The sequence below is a fragment of the Fluviicola sp. genome, assembly GCF_039596395.1.
GTDB lineage: Bacteria > Bacteroidota > Bacteroidia > Flavobacteriales_D > Crocinitomicaceae > Fluviicola.
The window spans coordinates 158,087-172,958 of sequence record NZ_JBCNJT010000004.1; the positions used below are offsets into that span (position 1 = coordinate 158,087).

Genomic DNA, 14,872 nt, shown 5'->3' on the forward strand with positions numbered 1-14,872 from the left:
GTAACTTTGTAACAAGTAAATAATCAAACTCAAGAGATATGAAACGCACATTTATCCATCCAATTTTTCAAACCGCTTTCGCGATAATCCTTATAGCAATGAGCACTTTTTCAGTGAAAGCACAAAACAACCAACAGATGAAGCAGAAAATTCTATTCGTGGTAACGAGCCACGACCAAAAAGGAAATACGGGAGAACCAACAGGTTTTTACCTGTCAGAAGTGAGTCACCCATGGGAAGTATTGACAAAAGCCGGTTATGAAATCGATTTCGTGAGCCCGGAAGGCAGTAAAGCACCCGTAGACGGATTCAACCTGGGTGATCCGGTAAACAAAAAATTCTGGGAAAATAAAGTCTACAGAAACAAGGTCGAAAACACCTTCAAACCTTCCGAAGTGAATCCGGCCGATTATGTGGCAATCCACTATGCCGGCGGACACGGTGCCATGTGGGATTTTGCCGACAATCAGGAGTTGGCCGGCATTGCTGCCAAGATCTACGAACAGAACGGAATCGTTAGTGCCGTGTGTCACGGTCCGGCAGGATTGGTAAACATCCGGTTGTCAAACGGGAAATACCTGGTTGAAGGCAAAAAGATCAACGCCTTTACCAACGAAGAAGAAATCGCGGTAAAACTGGACAAAGAAGTTCCTTTCCTGTTGGAATCCAAACTGATTGAACGCGGTGCCATTTTTGAAAAATCAGGATTGTGGCAGGAACATGTAGTGAGTGACGGGCGCGTGGTAACCGGACAAAATCCGCAGTCGGCAAAAGCTCTTGGAGAAGCAGTGCTGGAAGAATTAAAGAACAGACAAGTAGCCGGAAAGATTATCCGTTTCGAGGTCGAAGAAAATCAAACCAATACATTCCGGAATGCCTTAACGGAATACGTCACAAAAGCTTATGCTTCAAATGGGAACATTATGGCAGAGGCTTATTCCGAACAAGACAAGCCTAAAACTTTCTGGTTGATCGAACGCTGGGAAGATCCTGTGAAACAGGAAGCTTTCACGAAGACCCCATCTGCAAAGAAACTGGCAGAATTTAGCAAATCAGCTGTTCCGATGAATGTACAAGATCTGGAACCACTTTCGAAATCCGAATGGCGAAGACCGGCAGAAAAAGAAGACAACCCGATTGTTATTATGCTATTCGTGGATTCAAAAGCGGGAACACAGGAAGCATTCAAATCGATCTATCATACGGCTATGCCGCAATTCAGAAGCGAACCGGGAGTAATTACATACCAGCTTTCCCAATCGACAGACGATCCGGAAACCTTCGTGACCTTTGAAAAATTCAGAAGTAAGGAAGCGTTTCAATACCATCTGAACTTCCCTCCCATTCAACCGGTCATCAATTACCTCAATACCAACATCAAACAACAACCCTTTCAAACCGGATTGCACACACTCATTCAGTTTGCACCGCAATCCAACTAATTAAAAACGATGAAAACAGCGGATCCATCATTGACACATTTGTGTCAGGCAAATCCCTTGCTTTCAAAGAACCTTTGTCGCATCAAATTAAAATTAAGAAACATGAAAACAATCAATCAATTTTTGCTTGCAAGTATGGTAATGCTTACAGCAACATTCGGAAACGCTCAAAACGGGCAAACTTCAAACTCGGTGAACGAACTGGAAGTCATGAATCAGTTGGCTACCCAAAGCAATGTCATCACCATGCCGGTATCCAAACTATTGAATGCTCCGGGAAATGAAAACCTGAAAGCCTTCTTTTTCACCCCAATCAAAGACAAAAATGCACTGAAAGGAAAACGGATCGCTGTTTTGGTAGCAGATGGTTTTGAAGAAATCGAATTAACAGGGCCCGTTTGGTACTTCCAGGCACTCGGAGCACAAGTAGACATCGTCGCCCCGAAATTCAACCCGGCTCCGGAAAGATTCGGGCTGAGCTACCCGGAAATGTCCAAAACACATGTCATGGCTATCCAATATCTGCAGCCGGTCGGATACATTAAATTTGACCGCACGGCAGATCAAATCAAGGTAGAAGATTATGACGCTGTGTTCATTCCCGGCGGTGCGTGGAACCCGGATAATCTGCGCTACGACAAGGATGTAATCAAATTCATTCAGGACTTCAACCAATCCGGAAAATTAATCGCTGCAATCTGTCACGCACCTGTTGTACTGGCTTCTGCCGAAATCATCAAAGGAAAAAAACTAACCGGTTACTGGAACATCCAAAGCGATTTAAAAAATGCGGGAGCAATCGTATTGGAACAACCGGTAGTTACCGACGGAAACATCATCACCAGCCGTCACCCGATCGACGTAGCAGATTTCTCAAGAGCCGTAGAAAGCTGGTTATTGAAAAAATAAAGGCCCATTTAATCATTAAACATTCAAACAGCATGAAAAAATTAGCAGACAAAATTGCAATCGTTACAGGCGCTAACCAGGGAATCGGTCGCGCAATTACCAAACAATTTGTGGAACAAGGAGCAAAAGTTTATGCATTCGACATCAAAGAAGATACAGCTTACGGAGACGGAGTCACATTTATCAAAGTTGACGTTTCCTCGGAAGCAGACTGGAAAGCCGGAGTGGCAAAAGTATTACAGGTGGAAAACCGGATCGATATCTTAGTTAACAATGCCGGAGTAATTTCTTACACACCAATCCACAGCATTGAACTGGAAGAATGGAACCGCCTCATCGGGATCGACCAAACGGGGGTTCTTTTGGGAATGAAACACGTGATCACACCCATGATGAAGCAACAATCGGGAGCTATCATCAATGTTTCTTCCATTTGGGGAATTGTTGCAGCAGCAGATGTCATCGCGTACAACGCAGCCAAAGGAGCGGTTTCACTCATGTCGAAAAATGCTGCTTTGACTTATGCCAAACAAGGAATTCGCGTCAATTCTGTAAATCCGGGATTTATCAGCACACCGCTAACAGATAGCCAGGATCCGGAGCTCAACGATTGGGTGATCGGTCGCACGCCAATGGGAAGAGCCGGAAAACCGGAAGAAATTGCAAACGGAGTGGTCTTTTTAGCAAGTGATGATGCAAGTTTTGTTACCGGCACAGATCTAGTTATCGACGGGGGATTTCTGGCACAATAAGATCCTCTCTCACACAACGGGCAATCCATTTGTGTCCATTACGAGAACCAATCCCCGACAGGGTTGGTTCTTTTTTGTTTAAAAGTATTTGGTTTCCAGCAGGATTTTGATAAGTTTGACAGGAATGTCAGAAACAAACCCGGTCATAGTGCAATACCTACAGTCAATTAAAGAGATCTGTCCGAAATTGACTGATACGGAATTGGAAGCCGTTGCAGATAAGGTGACTGTTTCCGAGTCCAAAAAGAAAGATTTTTTTATTCAGTCCGGTGAAACCCAAAAAACGATCGGGTTTATTTCCAGCGGTTTGATACGCACCTATTACATCGACGAACAGGGGAATGAACGGAATGTCGGATTCTTTTCCGAAGGTGAATATGCAACACATTACCCAGCATTCATTTCCAAACAGCCCAGCAAGTATTCCATTCAATGCCTCGAACCAACCACCTTTGTCCATTTGACCTTTGATGACCTGCAGGAGATCTATCGGCTTTATCCGAATGTGGAACGCTATGGCCGGTTAATTGCCGAAGGTATTTTAATCAGGCGGCAAGCGCGTATTGAAAGCTTCGTTTTCATGACCGCAGAAGAGCGTTACCTGGACTTTATTCAAAATCAGCAAAACGTATTCAACCGCATTTCAATTTCCCAACTTTGCAGTTATTTGGGAATTGAAAGACAATCACTTACGCGTATCCGTCAAAAATTAGCTTATCAGTAGTTTTTGACACTTTTGTGTCAGGTACACCCTTCGTTTTCAACGGATCTTTGTGATATCAAATTACAAATTGAATCACAATGAAAAATTTAGCTCAACTCAGAAAAACGAAACAAGCCGATCCGGCAAGAGGTTTCAGAATTCACTTTTTAGTATTTGCATTAACGCTGCCGGCTTTATGGATGACCTGGTACTTAACCGACCGGACTTACATCTGGCCGATATGGAATACTGCTGCCTGGACAACCGGTGTATTCTTTCACTTCCTTGGAGTCTTTGTTTTTAAAAAGACCAAAACAATCAATCAGTAACAACAAACAATTTAAAAATTCAATATCATGAAAAAAACAGGTTTAACGCTGCTATCAGCAGTATTCGCGCTCTTCGCATTCTCATCATGTCAAAAAACAACTGAAAACATGACGACAAAAACAACTACGAACACCTACGTTTTGGTACACGGTGCATGGCAGGCACCATACGTTTGGGACGCTGTTCGCACAGATCTTGAAAACAGAGGAAACAAAGTGATTATCGTCGAATTACCGGGACACGGTTCAGACAACACACTCACTCACACATTAACCATGGATGTGTATGCCAACAAAGTAGTTGAAGCAATCACTCCGATCAATGAAAAAGTAATCCTGGTCGGACACAGCATGGGCGGAATGGTTGTAAGCCAGGTAGCGGAAAAAATTCCGGATAAACTCAAAAAAGTGGTTTACATCGGGGCATTCCTTCCTAAGAACGGACAAGCTTTGACTGATCTGGCATTTTCCGATCCGGATTCCAAACTGGGACCAAATCTGATTGAGTCTGCAGATCATTTAACACTGGATGTAAACCAGGAACAATTGATCAATCTGTTTATCGCTGATGGTTCAGCTGCTGCAAAACAACTTGTAAAGGACAACTATCGTGCAGAACCATCCATTCCGCTTACAAATCCGGCAAACTTAACGGCTGAAAAATTCGGAACTGTTGAAAAAATCTACATCAAAACCTTACAGGATGTGGTAATCAGCACCGGTTTGCAAGATCGTATGATCCAGGATGCGGGAATCAAAACCGTGTATGAAGTGAATACCAGCCACTCACCGTTCCTTTCTCAACCAAAAGTAGTTTCCGCTTTGTTGCTTAAAGCCGGGTTGTAGGTTGAGTTGGAAAACCGGCAAGCAAAGAAATAACCAGTCATTCAGTTGGCTGGTTATTTTGTTTTAGTTTTACACAAATGTCCGGAACATGTCCCGAATAAAGATCAAACACCTCATTTACCTGTTCCTCCTTTGGTTTGGTATTCATGAATTCGTGACTATTGCTGACGGACTGACTGATGAAAACAGCAAAGCGGATATTGCAGTTATTTATGGCAATACCGTGAACGAGGACGGAACTCTTTCTGAAAGGTTAAAAGCAAGACTGGATCGCGGAATTGAATTATATCGCGATTCACTGGCCGATGTATTATTCGTTAGCGGCGGACTTGGAAAAGAAGGCTTTTACGAAGGGACAAAAATGCAAGAATACTTAATTGAAAAAGGAATTCCGGCTCAAAAAATCGTAGTCGACAACCAGGGAAACAACACCAAACAGACAACCCTGAATTTTATCAAAAAATTCGGCACGGAAAAAAGCGTGGTTGTAGTAAGTCAGTACCACCACATATCCCGAGCAAAACTGGCTTTTAGAAAAGCAGGTGTCGAAAACGTAACAGGTGCGCATGTCGATTACTTTGAAATCCGGGACTTTTATGCTTGTATCCGTGAGTTCTTCGGATATTACGCCTACTTATTGACAAATTGAAAAACGCTTATCTTTGATCCGTAATTATGGTCTCAATAGCACTTTTTGTCTTGTCGGTATTATTCCTTGCACTTTTGGTGTACTGCAGAATGCTTTACCTGAAACTGAAGGAAGCCAGAAATGCAAAAAATGACCTGAGTTTGAAAAACCACGAACTGAATGCCCGGGTACATGCCATTGAATTGAGTTCCATTCGTTATAAACTCAATCCGCATTTGTTCAAAAACGCATTGAATTCCATTCAGTCACATGCTTACCAGACTTATTACTCCATGGACAAACTTTCAGGCGTACTGGATTACATTTTGTACGAAAGCGATCAGCCGTTGGTCAGTTTGCAGGAAGAAATGGATTTTGCGGCGAATTTCATAGAGATCAACCGCTTGAAATTAAGCCCGTTGTTTGACCTGCGTATCCGCAACACGATCAATTTGCAGGATGAACGGATCAGCAACTTGAAAATCCTGCCGTTGATTACGGTTGACCTCATCGAAAATGCCTTTAAACATACCGATTTCCAGCGCAACGAATCATTCATTTCCATTCACCTGGAAGTCGTTAACAATGAATTTGTGCTGGAAGTCAGCAATCGCATTTCCGAAAGTAAGCCGATGAAAAAAGAGCGCAGTGGTTTGGGAATTAAAAACCTGGAAGAGCGTTTGAAAATTGCTTACCCGGACGCCTACGAACTCACGCTGAAAAATGAGCAACCGGTTTTCCATGCACGCCTCAAATTGAAACTCAATGGATAAGTCGGTGCTTCGGGTGGTGTTGCTGGACGACGAATTGCTGGCATTGGGATATTTAAGATCCTTGTGCGAGGGCATTCCCAACATCGAGGTAGTGAAAGCTTTCGATAACCCGGTCACTTTCCTGGCTGAAGTTGAAAACCTCTCTGTTGACTTTTGCATTTCCGATATCGTAATGCCGAACCTGAGCGGACTGGAAGTTGCTGAAAAACTGCACGCCATTCCGATCATTTTCACAACGGCCCATAATGAATATGCCGCAGATGCTTTCGACATTGAAGCCATTGATTATTTGAGAAAACCGGTACAGCGCGAACGCCTGGAACGGGCCATTGAAAAAGTGAGAAACCACATTGAGCAGGCTAAAAGCCAGGCAACCTGGACGGTAAACACCAACAAAGGAAAATTTACCATCCAGCTTTCTGCCATTGTCAGTTTTTCAACCGATACTTACGACCGCAGAGACAAATTGATGTTCCTGGAAAACGGAGACGAATTGGTTGTCAAGAACAAATCATTCGACCAGTTATTGCAGGAATTAGCCGGTATTTCATTCATCCGCATCTCTAAATCCGAATTGATTTCCAAAGATTTCATCCAGGGTTATCAGGGGGATGTTGTACTGAGCAAAATCCGGAACAAGGAAGGAAAATACCGGGAATTCAACCTCAGCGAAAACTACCGCAAAAGCTTCGTAGAAACCTTCAACCATTAAACCAGTTGAAAATGAGACCGCGTTCGCTAAAGCAATAGCGAGACACTGTTTCTGCTTCTCATTCTGTCTTAGTCCAATTAAAATGGTTTTCAGTACATTCTTAAAACAGAACGTATTTCCCTTACTATCTATCGCCTTAATTTTGCACCAAAGTTCAAGCTATGCGTAATCTCAGAAATCTCTTGTTTTACATTCTTACCATCGGTGGTTTCGCCGCTTTAATTTTCGGAATTATTCAATGGGGAAAACCCCTGGAAGCCTCAAAAGTTACAACTGTCATCAAACCGGAGGTAACTGCTTCTACCTGGCAACAATTTACAGAGACGTATTATCACAATCTGACTCACCCGCTTGCAATCTTGCTTTTGCAAATCGTTACGATCATTGTTGTTGCACGAATCTTCGGATTCTTTTGCAGAAAGATCGGGCAGCCGTCCGTAATCGGAGAAATTGCAGCTGGTATCTTCCTGGGACCATCTTTTATTGGCATGTATTTTCCGGATTTTACCCATTTTGTATTCCCGGATAAATCCATGGACAATCTGAAATTCCTGAGCCAAATCGGTTTGATCCTCTTCATGTTCGTGGTAGGAATGGAATTAGAACTGAAAACACTTAAAAACAAAGCAAACGATGCCGTTGTAATCAGTCATGCAAGCATTATTTTTCCTTTCACATTAGGCGTAGGGCTCGCTTATCTGCTTTATTCGGAATTCGCTCCGGCAAACATAAACTTTCTCTCATTCGCATTATTCATCGGGATCTCCATGAGTATCACTGCTTTTCCCGTATTGGCAAGAATTGTACAGGAACGCGGATTAACCAAAACCCGTTTGGGATCTATTGTCATTACCTGTGCTGCAGCTGATGATATCACGGCATGGTGTATTTTAGCAGCTGTAATCGCAATCGTAAAAGCAGGTTCGGTTCTAAGCGCTATTTACATTATCATCATGGCTGTTGCCTATGTTTTCGTCATGTTGAAAATCGTGCAGCCATTCTTAAAACGCTTAGGAGATAAACATTCCAATAAGGAAAGCTTGAGCAAACCGGTAGTCGCTATTTTCTTCATTACCCTGCTGGTTTCTGCTTTTGCAACGGAAGTAATTGGAATCCATGCACTGTTCGGTGCGTTCCTGGCCGGTGTTATCATGCCTTCCAACATGAATTTCAGGACCATATTTATTGAAAAAATAGAAGATGTTGCCATTTTACTGCTGCTCCCGCTCTTCTTTGTATTTACAGGCCTCAGAACACAAATCGGTTTATTGGATGACTGGCACTTGTGGACTATTGCACTATTGATTATTGCGGTAGCAACTGTCGGGAAATTCGTTGGATCTGCTTTTGCTGCCAAATTCGTCGGGCAATCCTGGAGAGACAGCTTAATTATAGGAGCTTTGATGAATACCCGCGGACTGATGGAATTGATCGTTCTTAATATCGGGTATGATTTGGGAGTACTCTCCGATGAGATTTTTGCCATGTTGGTGATCATGGCATTGGTGACCACATTCATGACCGGCCCGTTCCTGGACTTGATCAATAAATTTATACCCGAAAAGAAAACAGCAGAAGAAATCCAGGACAGCCAGAAGCTTTCAACGAAATATTCGATCCTGCTTTCCTTCGGAAGCCCGGAAAGAGGAAGAACCCTGCTGCGACTCGCTAACAGTCTTATTCGTAAATCCCCGGAAAATGCAAATATCACTGCATTGCACGTTTCTTTGAGTAACGACCTGAACCAGTTCAATGCAGAGCAATACGAACGTGAGAGTTTCGCTCCGATCACCGAAGAATCCAACAAATTACACCAGCCCGTGGTAACTTTATTCAAACCGACAGTAGACATTGATAAGGAAATTACGGATACTTCCAATACGGGAAATTTCGACCTGTTATTGATCGGTATCGGAAGCTCTGTCTTCGAAGGCTCTTTATTGGGAAGAATTCTGGGATTCACCACCAAGTTGATCAACCCGGAACGCTTATACGAAACAATTACCGGGAAAGAACCTTTGTTCGAGAACACGGTTTTTGATGAGCGTACACGTCAATTGATCAAAAATGCCAAATTGCCTGTTGGAATTGTGATTGATAAAGAACTGGATAAGGTAGAAAATGTATTCCTTCCTATTTTCTCCATTCACGACAGTTTCCTGTTGGTTTACGCCCAAAAACTAATCCATCACAGCGATGCGCGGGTAACGATCATTGATTCTTCGGGGATTGTAAAAACACACCCGGAACTGAAAGAATCGATCCGGATGATCGAACAGGTTGCGCCGAACCACATTTCGCTGCAAACCGAACCGCGCCTGGATAAAGAATTTATGCATCAGCAAGACTTGATGCTTATCAGTCACGACAGCTGGAAAAAAGCAGTAGAAACACAAAGCCTGTGGCTCACAAATACCCCTTCAGTGCTTATTCTAAAACCATAATTGATTTTTAGAGGGATCAATCGAATAGGTTCTGCGGGGTATTTATCATTAAAAAAAGTCCCATCCGTCAATGACAGATGGGACTTTTTAATTCGGTAAAAACCAGTTTTTATCTTCTGAATCCGTTTGTATATTCATTCAATTCCTCAATGCTGGACTCGAATTTGAAAGCGTCGTTCAATTGGTAGTAATTTCCGATATCGTATGTATATCCGTATGCATATTTAGCCAAATCCAAACGCGTATCTTCAAAGCTGAACAACATCATCAGGCGTTTTACCTGGTTGCTGGTCATACAATTGGTGCTGATTACTTGTTTCGACATCGTCAATTTGGAATCATCAAACCCTTTAGATTCAATGGATCTCACCACTTCGTTGAAACGGTTTTCAGTCATCGGGTAACCGTTGCATCCTACATTTCCGTTGTAACCAGGCATTACGTAACCGGATTGAACAGTTCCTACATTTCCTGACTGAACAGTACCAACGTTACCGGAAGTAGTTGTGGTCGTTGTGGAATAAGTAGTTGTTGTACTTTGGGTTTGAGTATTCATCCCTGTTTCGTTCACATTGATGTTCATGTTGATGTTTGCTCCACCGGTCATCGGGTCGCTGACATTGATTCCCACGTTCATCTGGTCGGTAGTTCCCGGATTTGTTGTTGTATTGGAAATAACCGTTGTTTGAGTTACCGTCGTAGCCGGAAGAGGTGTATCGTGATAAACAATTACGTTCTGACCACCTATTGGTCTCGGTGCCTGAGCAATCGGAACTTCGCTCATCCATCTCAAAACGATTTCTCCTTTGTTGTTGCTTTTGATAGAGTAGGTTGTCTCTGTCCCCTGGTTGAAATTCAGGGTCTTGTCAATATCCGGAGTGATTCCATCTGTAAATTTCACTTTTACCTTGTAGTAAGGCTGGATCAGGTTCGTAACACGTACGTTCGTTTCCGGATTCGGGTTTTGCTGAATTCCATTCAAAATAACATAGAATTGCTGTCCTTGCTCTGAGAAAAACACCAGGTTTGTGTTTTGTTGGGCAGTTGTCCATTGAGCAACGAATAATAACAGTAAGCAAGTAAAAAAATGTTTCATGAGGTAATATTTAAATTTGAAAGTCCTTTTTCAAAAACGATGCCAAAGCTACGACTACTTCCCTTCAAAAAAAAAGATTTTTTTCATCTCGCTCAGTAATAATCCCTTTTCATCAGAAATTGCGATTACTTTTGTTGCAGATATTCCAAAAGGATGAACGGGTTATTTGAACAATTTTCCAAAGAATTCCAAAACCTCATCGGTGAGTTTAAATTGCCTTTGGAAAATCCTATCCTTACTTTTTCATTGCTTTTGCTGATTATTCTTTTTTCTCCGATTATTTTGAGAAGAATCAAGATTCCTGCGCTGATCGGTTTGATTATCTCCGGGGTAATCATCGGTCCGAACGGTTTTCAGTTAATCTCGGAAGCAAATATGAAAACAGGCTTTGTAAACATGTTTGCCCGCATCGGTTTGCTTTACATCATGTTCATGGCCGGTCTGGAACTCGATATGCAGGAATTCAGACGCTACCGCAACAAGTCGCTTGCTTTCGGCGCATTGACTTTTTTCATTCCGCTCCTGTTGGGATATCCGACCTGCAGATATGCTTTGGGACTGAATGAAATGGCGAGTTTATTGACTGCAAGCATGTTTGCCACCCATACATTGGTCGCCTACCCGATTGTTTCCAAATTCGGTATTTCGAAAATGGAAGCTGTTGCTATTGCCATTGGAGGAACCATTCTCACGGACACAGCGGTTTTAATCATCCTGGCAGTTATTTCAGGATCCGATCATGGAGTCATCAATACGAGCGTATTGGTGCATTTAGGTATTACACTTTCCATTTTCAGCCTGATCATGTTTTGGGGAGTTCCCAAAATTTCGCGCTGGTTCCTCAGTAAACTGGAATCTGAAAAATCTTCCCAGTTCATTTACGTTTTATCGATCCTTTTCTTCGCTGCATTCCTGGCGGAAGTTGCCGGAATCGAAGGAATCATCGGCGCTTTCGTTGCCGGATTGGTCATGAACCGCCTCATTCCCCACTCTTCTACTTTGATGAACCGGATTGAGTTCATCGGGAATGCCCTGTTCATTCCTTTTTTCCTGATCTCAATCGGAATGGTTGTGAATGTAAAGGCCCTGGCAAACGAACCCTGGGCATGGGCAGTTGCCGGAATCCTGAGTACTTTTGCGATCTTCAGCAAGTTTTTGGCTGCGCTCATCACTCAGCTGATCTTCAAAATGAATCGCCCGGAACGACAGGTCATATTCGGACTAAGTACTGCACACGCTGCTGCTACATTAGCTGTAATCAATGTGGGGTACAACATGAAAATCCTGGACATTGAGATCGTGAACGGAACCGTAATCCTGATCCTGATTACCAGTATGACCGCTTCTTTCGTGACCGAAAATGCCGGGAAGAAATTGCGGATTTCCCAAACGAAAAACGAACCGCTGGAAGGGCCTTCCATGCGCAGCCAGCACGTTTTGGTAGCCGCCAATGAGTTGAGAGGAAACGAAGCCTTGCTGGATTTTTCCGTTTTGATCACCGACAGAACGGTTATGAACCCTATTTCTGTAGTCAGCGTACTGGAAAATGACGAAGAAGCAGAAATGCGAATCCGCCGTTCCCGGAAGCACATCGATGATTTCATTACGCACTACAACAGCGGCGAGATCAATGTTCACGCCATGGCAACGATCGATCACAATTTATCGAGCGGAATCTCACGTGTTTCCAAAGAATTGGTAGCCGATATTGTACTCATCAATGACAACTCCAAAATCAACCTGCTCAAAAGATTGATTGGTGACGATCGCGATCATTTATTGAGTGTTTGTGAGAAAACCGTGTTCTTTTGTCTCTTCAACCATGCATTTGCAAGCTACCGGAAAATTGCCATCGTTTGCCCGGCTTATGCGGAATTGGAACAGGATTGCAACCAATGGCTGGAACGCGTCATGCGTATTTCAAAAGAACTGAACGTAGACATGGACGTTTACAGCACCCGGGAAACTTTTGAGAAAGTAAAGGCTTACCGCACTTACCGTAAATTCAGTGCAGACCTGACACATTTCCAGATCGAATCTCCGGAAGACATGCTTGAAAAATTATCCGGTTTCAATGAAAACCAATTGTTCATCTCTGTCTTTGCCCGTTCAGGATCCGTTTCTGCGTTCCCTGGTATGGAATCCTTGCCGCAACGTATGGAAAAAGAAAACAGCAACCTCGACCATATCTTCATTTACCCTTCTCAAAGTGCAGCGGATTTGTCCTACGCAGCTTATGACGACATGAGCGGAAGCCCGCTTGCAGCCGGTGTTGAAACCATTCAGCGTTTATCCAAAGAAGTGGGCGGAATGTTTAAGAAGAATGAAGAATAACCGATAAATCAAATAGTATGAAAAATCAATTTATCCTGCTTCTCCTATTAATTATAAGTGCCACATCTTTCGGTCAAACTTCTAATGAAGTGATCATTCCTCCTTTCCAGGATAAGTATTCTGAATACGTAAAGAAACTTGAAGCCGGAGAAACAGCTATCAATTACCAGGATTTCCGTTTCAGTTTTATTGAAAGCGAACAATTCGTGGTAGCAAGTGGGAAATCAGAAGAAATGGACAGTCTCAAAAAAGAAATGACTGTTCAGATGAAGGCCTCCAATTCACCGGAAATTATCCGCATTACAAAGCAGATTTTGAGTATTGATTATACCGATATGATGGCTCATAAGATTCTGAAACAGACTTATAAAATAATTGGAGACACCACTAATGCTGCCAGGTATAAAACAATCCAATTCGGGCTGTTAAATTCCATTGTGAAAAATGGAGACGGTCAAACTTGCGCTACAGCCTGGCCGGTTATTCAGGTAAAGGAAGAATATTTCGTCCTTCAAATGGTTGATGCACAATTGCAGGAGCAAAGTGTCGATCGAAAAAACGGATTATGTGATCGAATGGAAGTGAAAGTGGAAGGCAAAAAGAAAACCTATTATTTCGAAATCACGAAAGTCTTCGAGGGATATAAGAAGCTTGGATTATAACTTCTCCACCAACTTCTTCGGCGCCACATTCGAATAGGAAGTTTTCACGATGTCTTTTAAAAAATCTTCTTCCACTTTTTCGAAATAAACACGGGTCCACCCCTGCAAGCCCCATTTGTCGGGAGTCGGATGACAAGCACTTTCATCCCATTTGCAAAACAGGGACTGCTGCATAACGGTCAGTTTCACCACAAAAAATGCATTGGCCGGATTCACGGTCGCAAAAATTTTCTTCCGGACACGATAGGATACTTTATCGAAATGCGGTTCCGCCGTTGCTTCAGGCAGCGACAAGGCATATTCATTCAGAAGCGAAAAATTCGTCATCTACGAATATAAAAAGCGCATTCCGGAAATCCAATCTTTGATATCTTTAAGCTCAAATGAACGAAGTCCTTCAACAGAAAATTGCAGAAACGCTTGCTCATATTTATCCGGAAAAGGATGAACAGGAACAGTTTGACGATGTTGTTTTTGACCTGGCGGAACAGTTGGCAGAACTAACCGGAAATGAAAATATCGCATCAAAGATTTATGAGCACTCCGACAGGAACGTTCAAAAACTGAGTATTCTTTTTGATATTCTCATTTGGTCCACTCCCGACAATGGGGCGGAATTGCTTCGGGAAACAAAGGAATGGTTTCTCCAAAATGATCCGGATAAACTGGAATTGGTACTCCATATCACAAATGTCTATCCGTATCAGCCGGCTGGTGCGCTGGAAAAAAGACTGCTCGAGATTCGTTCCGATTTTCCGTCACTAAAAAAGCCCTGTGACTACTGGCTCGAAAGTATCCGGCAGAAACTATAATTCATAAAAAATCCCGGCTTCAATAACGAAACCAGGATCCTATTTTCAATCGGTCAAAACACCATTAATCATGTTCAATGTGTTCCATTCCACCCGCTTTACAACAAGCCGGTAATTTTTCATACGCTGCCGGATCTGCTTTTACCTCATCCGCATTGTAACCAAGCGCCGAAAGTTGCTTCTTAATCTCATCCAATGTGATCACATCGTTTTTGAATTTCATAGTCAATTTTCGCGATTCCACATCTAATTCTGCGAATTTTACTCCTTTTGTATAATTCAACGCGCCTTCGATTCGTTCTTTGCATTCCCCGCATTCGGCACTCGTCATAATCACCACGGTTTCCACTTTTCCCGCTGGTTTCTGGCCAAATGCAAAACTGCTTACAACTAGAAGGGCCAATATTAACAAACTATTTTTCATCTGATT

Annotated in this window: 16 protein-coding genes; 13 read left to right on the forward strand and 3 right to left on the reverse strand. The window is 42.8% G+C overall.

The features are described from left to right. The first annotated feature begins 137 nt into the window (after nt 1–137). The 10 genes from ABDW02_RS18250 (at nt 138) to ABDW02_RS18295 (ending at nt 9,538) form a co-directional block, all read left to right on the forward strand. Entirely contained in the window at nt 138–1,442 is a 1,305-nt protein-coding gene (locus ABDW02_RS18250) for an antibiotic biosynthesis monooxygenase (RefSeq protein ID WP_343637144.1), read from the forward strand. Nucleotides 1,443–1,544: 102 nt separating this feature from the next. Beyond that, nucleotides 1,545–2,351 carry a type 1 glutamine amidotransferase domain-containing protein gene (locus ABDW02_RS18255; protein ID WP_343637146.1) on the forward strand — a complete coding sequence of 269 codons (807 nt, stop codon included), beginning with the start codon at nt 1,545–1,547 and terminating at the stop codon, nt 2,349–2,351. 32 nt (nt 2,352–2,383) lie between these two features. Beyond that, nucleotides 2,384–3,103: a glucose 1-dehydrogenase gene (locus ABDW02_RS18260; protein WP_343637148.1), complete on the forward strand. Its 720-nt coding sequence runs from the start codon at nt 2,384–2,386 to the stop codon at nt 3,101–3,103. A 124-nt stretch (nt 3,104–3,227) separates the two neighbouring features. Next, nucleotides 3,228–3,827, forward strand: coding sequence for a Crp/Fnr family transcriptional regulator (locus ABDW02_RS18265; protein ID WP_343637150.1), 600 nt, complete (start codon nt 3,228–3,230; stop codon nt 3,825–3,827). Between the two features lie 77 nt (nt 3,828–3,904). Continuing rightward, complete coding sequence (locus tag ABDW02_RS18270) at nt 3,905–4,135, forward strand: 2TM domain-containing protein (RefSeq protein ID WP_343637152.1); 231 nt, start codon at nt 3,905–3,907, stop codon at nt 4,133–4,135. Nucleotides 4,136–4,243: 108 nt separating this feature from the next. Continuing rightward, nucleotides 4,244–4,981, forward strand: coding sequence for an alpha/beta fold hydrolase (locus tag ABDW02_RS18275; RefSeq protein ID WP_343637154.1), 738 nt, complete (start codon nt 4,244–4,246; stop codon nt 4,979–4,981). Nucleotides 4,982–5,069: 88 nt separating this feature from the next. Beyond that, nucleotides 5,070–5,630 (forward strand): YdcF family protein, encoded by a 561-nt coding sequence (locus ABDW02_RS18280; RefSeq protein WP_343637156.1) that lies wholly within the window; start codon nt 5,070–5,072, stop codon nt 5,628–5,630. 26 nt (nt 5,631–5,656) lie between these two features. Then, nucleotides 5,657–6,382 carry a histidine kinase gene (locus tag ABDW02_RS18285; RefSeq protein WP_343637158.1) on the forward strand — a complete coding sequence of 242 codons (726 nt, stop codon included), beginning with the start codon at nt 5,657–5,659 and terminating at the stop codon, nt 6,380–6,382. Continuing rightward, nucleotides 6,375–7,094: a response regulator transcription factor gene (locus tag ABDW02_RS18290; RefSeq protein WP_343637160.1), complete on the forward strand. Its 720-nt coding sequence runs from the start codon at nt 6,375–6,377 to the stop codon at nt 7,092–7,094. Before ABDW02_RS18285 ends, ABDW02_RS18290 begins: the two co-directional genes overlap by 8 nt. A gap of 161 nt (nt 7,095–7,255) precedes the next feature. Further along, the gene (locus ABDW02_RS18295; protein WP_343637162.1) at nt 7,256–9,538 is read left to right on the forward strand and encodes a cation:proton antiporter; all 2,283 of its coding nucleotides are present in this window, start codon (nt 7,256–7,258) and stop codon (nt 9,536–9,538) included. A gap of 109 nt (nt 9,539–9,647) precedes the next feature. On the opposite strand, the gene ABDW02_RS18300 is transcribed toward ABDW02_RS18295, so the two are convergent. Then, nucleotides 9,648–10,634: a DUF4476 domain-containing protein gene (locus ABDW02_RS18300; protein WP_343637164.1), complete on the reverse strand. Its 987-nt coding sequence runs from the start codon at nt 10,632–10,634 to the stop codon at nt 9,648–9,650. 153 nt (nt 10,635–10,787) lie between these two features. Here ABDW02_RS18300 and ABDW02_RS18305 point away from each other — a divergent pair, with 153 nt between their 5' ends. Together ABDW02_RS18305 and ABDW02_RS18310 are read left to right on the forward strand one after the other, a co-directional pair. Then, a complete protein-coding gene (locus tag ABDW02_RS18305) occupies nt 10,788–12,968 on the forward strand; it encodes a cation:proton antiporter (RefSeq protein ID WP_343637166.1) in 2,181 nt (726 codons plus the stop codon). Between the two features lie 17 nt (nt 12,969–12,985). Beyond that, a complete protein-coding gene (locus ABDW02_RS18310; RefSeq protein WP_343637169.1) occupies nt 12,986–13,630 on the forward strand; it encodes a DUF4919 domain-containing protein in 645 nt (214 codons plus the stop codon). Here the strand turns inward: ABDW02_RS18310 and ABDW02_RS18315 are convergent. Further along, the gene (locus ABDW02_RS18315; RefSeq protein WP_343637171.1) at nt 13,625–13,957 is read right to left on the reverse strand and encodes an MmcQ/YjbR family DNA-binding protein; all 333 of its coding nucleotides are present in this window, start codon (nt 13,955–13,957) and stop codon (nt 13,625–13,627) included. The two genes, ABDW02_RS18310 and ABDW02_RS18315, sit on opposite strands and share 6 nt — an antisense overlap. Before the next feature lie 56 nt (nt 13,958–14,013). Here ABDW02_RS18315 and ABDW02_RS18320 point away from each other — a divergent pair, with 56 nt between their 5' ends. Continuing rightward, a complete protein-coding gene (locus tag ABDW02_RS18320) occupies nt 14,014–14,442 on the forward strand; it encodes a hypothetical protein (RefSeq protein WP_343637173.1) in 429 nt (142 codons plus the stop codon). Between the two features lie 64 nt (nt 14,443–14,506). On the opposite strand, the gene ABDW02_RS18325 is transcribed toward ABDW02_RS18320, so the two are convergent. After that, complete coding sequence (locus ABDW02_RS18325) at nt 14,507–14,866, reverse strand: heavy metal-associated domain-containing protein (protein WP_343637175.1); 360 nt, start codon at nt 14,864–14,866, stop codon at nt 14,507–14,509. Nucleotides 14,867–14,872 lie beyond the last annotated feature (6 nt).

What these genes read in the sequence shown, in the direction of transcription:
- ABDW02_RS18290 (WP_343637160.1), top strand. Translation starts at nt 6,375, where the DNA reads ATGGATAAGTCGGTGCTTCGGGTGGTGTTGCTGGACGACGAATTGCTG.
- ABDW02_RS18305 (WP_343637166.1), top strand. Translation starts at nt 10,788, where the DNA reads ATGAACGGGTTATTTGAACAATTTTCCAAAGAATTCCAAAACCTCATC.
- ABDW02_RS18320 (WP_343637173.1), top strand. Translation starts at nt 14,014, where the DNA reads ATGAACGAAGTCCTTCAACAGAAAATTGCAGAAACGCTTGCTCATATT.
- ABDW02_RS18280 (WP_343637156.1), top strand. Translation starts at nt 5,070, where the DNA reads ATGTCCCGAATAAAGATCAAACACCTCATTTACCTGTTCCTCCTTTGG.
- ABDW02_RS18300 (WP_343637164.1), bottom strand. Translation starts at nt 10,634, where the DNA reads ATGAAACATTTTTTTACTTGCTTACTGTTATTATTCGTTGCTCAATGG.
- ABDW02_RS18265 (WP_343637150.1), top strand. Translation starts at nt 3,228, where the DNA reads ATGTCAGAAACAAACCCGGTCATAGTGCAATACCTACAGTCAATTAAA.
- ABDW02_RS18260 (WP_343637148.1), top strand. Translation starts at nt 2,384, where the DNA reads ATGAAAAAATTAGCAGACAAAATTGCAATCGTTACAGGCGCTAACCAG.
- ABDW02_RS18255 (WP_343637146.1), top strand. Translation starts at nt 1,545, where the DNA reads ATGAAAACAATCAATCAATTTTTGCTTGCAAGTATGGTAATGCTTACA.
- ABDW02_RS18250 (WP_343637144.1), top strand. Translation starts at nt 138, where the DNA reads ATGAAGCAGAAAATTCTATTCGTGGTAACGAGCCACGACCAAAAAGGA.
- ABDW02_RS18295 (WP_343637162.1), top strand. Translation starts at nt 7,256, where the DNA reads ATGCGTAATCTCAGAAATCTCTTGTTTTACATTCTTACCATCGGTGGT.
- ABDW02_RS18270 (WP_343637152.1), top strand. Translation starts at nt 3,905, where the DNA reads ATGAAAAATTTAGCTCAACTCAGAAAAACGAAACAAGCCGATCCGGCA.
- ABDW02_RS18325 (WP_343637175.1), bottom strand. Translation starts at nt 14,866, where the DNA reads ATGAAAAATAGTTTGTTAATATTGGCCCTTCTAGTTGTAAGCAGTTTT.
- ABDW02_RS18285 (WP_343637158.1), top strand. Translation starts at nt 5,657, where the DNA reads ATGGTCTCAATAGCACTTTTTGTCTTGTCGGTATTATTCCTTGCACTT.
- ABDW02_RS18315 (WP_343637171.1), bottom strand. Translation starts at nt 13,957, where the DNA reads ATGACGAATTTTTCGCTTCTGAATGAATATGCCTTGTCGCTGCCTGAA.
- ABDW02_RS18310 (WP_343637169.1), top strand. Translation starts at nt 12,986, where the DNA reads ATGAAAAATCAATTTATCCTGCTTCTCCTATTAATTATAAGTGCCACA.
- ABDW02_RS18275 (WP_343637154.1), top strand. Translation starts at nt 4,244, where the DNA reads ATGACGACAAAAACAACTACGAACACCTACGTTTTGGTACACGGTGCA.